Below are 5,477 nucleotides of genomic sequence, written 5' to 3'. Positions count from 1 at the left end.
AGCGAACCGGAATTGCCAGCTGGGGCGCCCTCTGGGAAGGCTGGGAAGCCCTGCAAAGTAAACTGGATGGCTTTCTTGCCGCCAAGGATTTGATGGCACAGGGGATCAAGATCTGATCAAGAGACAGCCATACAGGTGTGTCAGAGTGAACTCACATAGCCTTGGGATGGGGAGTCCTTTCTCATCAACGATTAAATACTTGCGTTCATTGTACTGCTTCATGTTGACGGTTCTGAGCTTCACTGCATCATTCCTTTACACTTTTAGACACCTATCCCTAATGTATACTCCGAGCTTTCAGAATGAGCAATCTTTACATGTTTAGAAATGAAAAAACCCCGAAATATCGGGGTTTTTGGGCATTTTGCTTTACAAAGTGCTTTGCATTTTAAAAAATCCGGCCCTAGAACGGAATATCGTCGTCGAAATCCATCGGCGGTTCGTTGTAGACCGGCGGGGCAGATTGCGGCTGCTGGGCCGGACGGCCGTAACCGCCTTGCGGTTGCATGTTCTGCTGCGGGGCAGCAGGACGTTGCATGTTCTGTTGCGGTGCAGCCTGTTGCGGCTGGCCCCAGTTGCCCTGGGATGATTGGCCGCCCATGCCCTGGCCACCGCCCTGCGGACGGCCACCCAGCATCTGCATCACACCGGTGAAGCTGTCGACCAGCACCTCGGTGGTGTAGCGCTCCTGGCCGCTCTGATCCTGCCATTTACGGGTCTGGAGCTTGCCTTCCACATAGACCTGGGAGCCCTTCTTCAGGTACTCGCCGGCCACTTCGGCCAGCTTGCCCATGAAGACGACACGGTGCCATTCGGTGCGCTCTTTCTGCTCACCGGTCTGCTTGTCGCGCCAGGTATCGGAGGTGGCCAGGGTGATGTTAGTCACGGCACCGCCGCTCGGCATGTAGCGCACTTCCGGGTCTTGCCCCAGGTTACCGATCAGAATGACTTTGTTGATGCCTCGACTGGCCATAATCTCTCTTCCACCCTTATGTATACCGGCCAGGCCAGATGCCTGGGCCCATTCAATAATGCGTTTGTTTGCAACGAGATGCGCGCCCTGGCTGGGTGTCATCTCTCTTCAGTGTCCTGGCTGCGCCGGAGCTTGCCGGCAGAGGCGTCATGGATCGGCCGCAGCGTTTGGCCGCCATAGTACCAGTTGACGGGCATGAGCGCACATCTTCCCTGCCACTGTGGCGTCAATGGATCGCCACAGCCTGAGTAACTTACCCGAGGTAAGGTGTCACCAGCAAGGGGAGGAGGCTGGGGCAGGCTGCGTGAAGAGGGCGGAGCTGTTATGGTGCGCACCGGCACTACTTGACCCCCCAAATGGGGGGGGCGTGCTAGCCAATTGTATTGGCTGGAAAATTGCTGGGCTTCAAAGGAGCCACCGATGCGTCTAATACTTTTTTAATGCTGCAGCCAGGAGGGGGATTGGTACTCTTCCTTGCCAAAAAGCCCCGACTCGAATGTGCAAGGAAGTTCTCTTGATGACGCCCGACTCCCTCCTGGTGCTGATCACCGAAAATAACGCACAAGCCTCCCGTTTCCAGCGTCACCTCAGTGAAGAGCTTGGTCTGCCCATCTTGCTGGTGGGGGAGCTGAATGACCTGCCAGACGTTGCAGAGGGCGCCTCCAAAACCTTGCTGCTGATCGATCTGGACTACCTCAAGTCGACCCAGCAGGAGCTGTGGAGCAATGCCATCTGCCAGCGCTTTGGCGAGGCCAGTGCCGTGTTGCTCAATGCCCCGACCAGCACCAACAAAGAGCTGCTGCTGATGTGGCCCCATACCAGCGGGCTCTTCTTTCGTCAGGACACGCTGGACAGGTTGGTCTTCGGCATCCGCAAGGTGTTGCAGGGGGAGTACTGGATCCCGCGCCACCTGCTGTGCGACCTGGTGGACTACTACCGCAAGGGGAGCGGGCAACCTCAGCGTCAGCAGACGCTGCTGACCGCCCGCGAGCAGGAGATCGTGCGTCACCTGATGACGGGGGCCTCCAACACCGAGATCGCCGACAGCCTGTTCGTGAGCGAACACACCGTCAAATCCCATCTCTACAACGTCTTCAAGAAGCTGAACGTCAAGAACCGGTTGCAGGCGGTGAGCTGGGCCAAGGAGTATCTCTGAGGAAGGGGCACGGAAGGAAAGACTGTCTATTCATCCAGTAGTCTCTATGCCATACTGGCCCGCTCTGGTTCCCGTATCGAGCGCGCAACAAGATGGAAAAAATCGTGATCCGGGGTGCCCGCACCCACAACCTCAAGAACATCAACCTGATCCTGCCACGTGACAAGCTGATCGTGGTGACCGGCCTGTCCGGTTCGGGCAAATCCTCCCTGGCGTTCGATACCCTCTATGCCGAGGGGCAGCGCCGCTATGTGGAATCGCTTTCCGCCTATGCCCGCCAGTTCCTCTCCCTGATGGAGAAGCCGGACGTGGACCACATCGAGGGGCTGTCGCCTGCCATCTCCATCGAGCAGAAGTCCACCTCCCACAACCCGCGCTCGACCGTCGGCACCATCACCGAGATTTACGACTACCTGCGGCTGCTGTTCGCCCGGGTCGGCGAGCCACGCTGCCCGACCCACGCCATTCCGCTCGCGGCCCAGACCATCAGCCAGATGGTGGATCAGGTGCTGGCCCAGCCCGAAGGCGCCAAGCTGATGCTGCTGGCCCCCGTGGTGCGCAACCGCAAGGGGGAGCACACCAAGCTGCTGGAGAACCTGGCGGCCCAGGGTTACATCCGCGCCCGCATCGACGGCGAGGTGTGCGATCTGTCGGATCCTCCCGCGCTGGAGCTGCACAAGAAGCACACCATCGAGGTGGTGGTGGACAGATTCAAGGTGCGCGATGACCTGGCCCTGCGCCTGGCCGAATCGTTCGAAACGGCGCTGACTCTCTCCGGCGGCATCGTGCTGGTGGTGCCGATGGACGGGGAGGATGGGGTTGCCCCCATGACCTTCTCCGCCAACTTCGCCTGCCCCGAGTGCGGTTACTCCATGTCGGAGCTGGAGCCCCGGATCTTCTCCTTCAACAACCCGGCGGGGGCCTGCCCCACCTGTGATGGTCTCGGGGTGCAGCAGTATTTCGATCCCGCCAAGCTCATCCATGATCCGGGCCAGAGCCTGGCCGGCGGCGCCATCCGTGGTTGGGACAAGCGCAGCTTCTACTACTTCCAGATGCTCAAATCCCTGGCCGATCACTACAAGTTCGACCTGGAGAGCCCCTGGGAGGATCTGCCGCTCAAGACCCAGGAGGTGATCCTGCGCGGCTCCGGGCGCACCGAGATCGAGTTCCGCTACATGAATGACCGCGGCGACGTGGTGGTGCGCAAGCACCCGTTCGAGGGGATTTTGCACAACATGGAGCGCCGTTACCGGGAGACCGAATCCAACGCGGTGCGGGAAGAGCTGGCCAAATACATTGCCAACAAGTCCTGTACCAGTTGCGGTGGCAGCCGACTGCGGGAAGAAGCCCGCCACGTTTTCGTGGACAATCGCAACCTGCCCGCCATCGCCGAGCAGTCCATCGGCGATGCCCTGGCCTTCTTCGAAGGGTTGAACCTGTCCGGTCAGCGTGCCCAGATAGCGGACAAGATCCTCAAGGAGATCGTCGAGCGGCTCGGCTTCCTGGTGAACGTCGGCCTCAACTATCTGAGCCTGTCGCGCAGTGCAGAGACCCTCTCCGGTGGCGAGGCGCAGCGGATCCGGCTGGCCAGCCAGATCGGGGCTGGCCTGGTGGGGGTCATGTACGTGCTGGACGAGCCCTCCATCGGTCTGCATCAGCGGGACAACGAGCGGCTGCTCAAGACCCTGACCCACCTGCGTGATCTCGGCAACACCGTGATCGTGGTGGAGCACGATGAGGATGCCATTCGCCTCGCCGACCATGTGCTCGACATCGGCCCGGGGGCTGGCGTGCACGGCGGTGCCATCGTCGCCCAGGGGACGCCGGAGGAGATCATCGCGAACCCCGAGTCCCTGACCGGTGACTACCTCTCCGGGCGCAAGCAGATCGCCATCCCGGCCGAGCGCACCCCGCTCACCGGCAAGTGGCTGAAATTGAAAGGGGCGAGCGGCAACAACCTGCGCAACGTCAACCTGGATCTGCCCATCGGAGTGATGACCTGCGTCACCGGCGTCTCCGGTTCCGGCAAGTCGACCCTGATCAACGACACCCTGTTCCGCATCGCCCACCGCGAGCTGAACAAGGCCACCGAGTCCACGCCTGCGCCCTATCGCAGCGTCGAGGGGCTGGAGCATCTGGACAAGGTGGTGGATATCGACCAGAGCCCCATCGGCCGCACCCCGCGCTCCAACCCGGCCACCTACACCGGCCTGTTCACCCCGATCCGCGAGCTGCTCTCCGGCACCCAGGAGGCGCGTTCCCGTGGCTACCAGCCGGGCCGCTTCTCCTTCAATGTGAAGGGGGGACGCTGCGAGGCGTGCCAGGGGGACGGGGTCATCAAGGTGGAGATGCACTTCCTGCCGGACGTCTACGTGCCGTGCGACGTCTGCAAGGGCAAGCGCTACAACCGCGAGACCCTGGAGGTGAAGTACAAGGGCAAGAACATCCACGAAATCCTCGAGATGACGGTGGAAGATGCCCGTGCCTTCTTCGATCCGGTGCCGGCGGTGGCGCGCAAGCTGCAGACCCTGATGGACGTGGGCCTCTCCTACATCCGGCTCGGTCAGTCCGCTACCACGCTCTCTGGCGGCGAGGCGCAGCGGGTCAAGCTGGCGCGGGAGCTCTCCAAGCGGGACACCGGTCAGACCCTCTACATCCTGGACGAACCGACCACGGGGCTGCACTTCCACGATATCCAGCAGTTGCTCAAGGTACTGCACCAACTGCGGGATCGGGGCAACACCATCGTCATCATCGAGCACAACCTGGACGTCATCAAAACCGCGGACTGGATCGTTGATCTGGGCCCGGAAGGGGGCGCTGGTGGTGGCCGTATTCTGGTGACGGGTACGCCTGAGGAGATGAGCCGTTGCAAGGAGTCCCACACGGCGCGCTTCCTCGCTCCTCTACTGGAGAAATAAGCGTCACTCGAGAAAAAGGGGCCAGGGCCCCTTTTTTGTTGGCCGGTGGCGAGGTGCGCCGATCTGGCGCCCGGCCAGGGATGAGAGGGAGAAAAGAGGGACTCGTCCGGCAGACTCAGTGTGTCAGCATCAGGAAGGCGAGGGCGAACAGGAAACCCAGCAGAATGAAGAGGAAGGAACCTATCCCCCAGATGGCGGCAAGAATGCCGAGAATTTTGTCTTTGCGTGTCTGTGGTTTCATAAAATTCAAATTACAGCGTGGTTACATCGCATTAATAAAATACGCCCCGGGGCATAATTCAGGGCGAGATCGTGAACATTTTGTTAAAAATTAAAAATAGTTTTTTGCCTACAAAACAAATACTTATAGGCCTGTGATATGCAGTTAACTTTATAGTCAGGATCGCCTTCACACTTTTTAATCGTC

4 protein-coding genes are annotated in these 5,477 nt (G+C 60.2%); 2 read left to right on the top strand and 2 right to left on the bottom strand.

Annotated features, from left to right (window positions below; all coding sequences use genetic code 11):
- Positions 1 to 403 precede the first annotated feature (403 nt).
- On the bottom strand, positions 404 to 973 hold the full coding sequence (locus tag C3418_RS22605) for a single-stranded DNA-binding protein (protein ID WP_010674212.1): 570 nt from the start codon (positions 971 to 973) through the stop codon (positions 404 to 406).
- Positions 974 to 1,490: 517 nt separating this feature from the next.
- On the opposite strand from C3418_RS22605, the gene C3418_RS22600 reads away from it, so the two are divergent.
- Entirely contained in the window at positions 1,491 to 2,129 is a 639-nt protein-coding gene (locus C3418_RS22600) for a LuxR C-terminal-related transcriptional regulator (RefSeq protein WP_164884789.1), read from the top strand.
- Positions 2,130 to 2,221: 92 nt separating this feature from the next.
- The gene (uvrA, locus tag C3418_RS22595; protein ID WP_041211876.1) at positions 2,222 to 5,050 is read left to right on the top strand and encodes an excinuclease ABC subunit UvrA; all 2,829 of its coding nucleotides are present in this window, start codon (positions 2,222 to 2,224) and stop codon (positions 5,048 to 5,050) included.
- A gap of 115 nt (positions 5,051 to 5,165) precedes the next feature.
- Here uvrA and C3418_RS24940 read toward each other — a convergent pair whose 3' ends face one another.
- The gene (locus C3418_RS24940) at positions 5,166 to 5,291 is read right to left on the bottom strand and encodes a hypothetical protein (RefSeq protein ID WP_010674215.1); all 126 of its coding nucleotides are present in this window, start codon (positions 5,289 to 5,291) and stop codon (positions 5,166 to 5,168) included.
- Positions 5,292 to 5,477 lie beyond the last annotated feature (186 nt).

The sequence above is a fragment of the Aeromonas sp. ASNIH8 genome (genome assembly GCF_002919855.1).
GTDB lineage: Bacteria > Pseudomonadota > Gammaproteobacteria > Enterobacterales > Aeromonadaceae > Aeromonas > Aeromonas caviae.
Note: the sequence above shows the minus strand (reverse complement) of the source record. Positions and strands in the feature narration are given on the sequence as shown.

Coding starts and splice junctions, on each gene's coding strand:
- uvrA (WP_041211876.1), top strand. CDS start 2,222: ATGGAAAAAATCGTGATCCGGGGTGCCCGCACCCACAACCTCAAGAAC.
- C3418_RS22600 (WP_164884789.1), top strand. CDS start 1,491: ATGACGCCCGACTCCCTCCTGGTGCTGATCACCGAAAATAACGCACAA.
- C3418_RS22605 (WP_010674212.1), bottom strand. CDS start 973: ATGGCCAGTCGAGGCATCAACAAAGTCATTCTGATCGGTAACCTGGGG.
- C3418_RS24940 (WP_010674215.1), bottom strand. CDS start 5,291: ATGAAACCACAGACACGCAAAGACAAAATTCTCGGCATTCTTGCCGCC.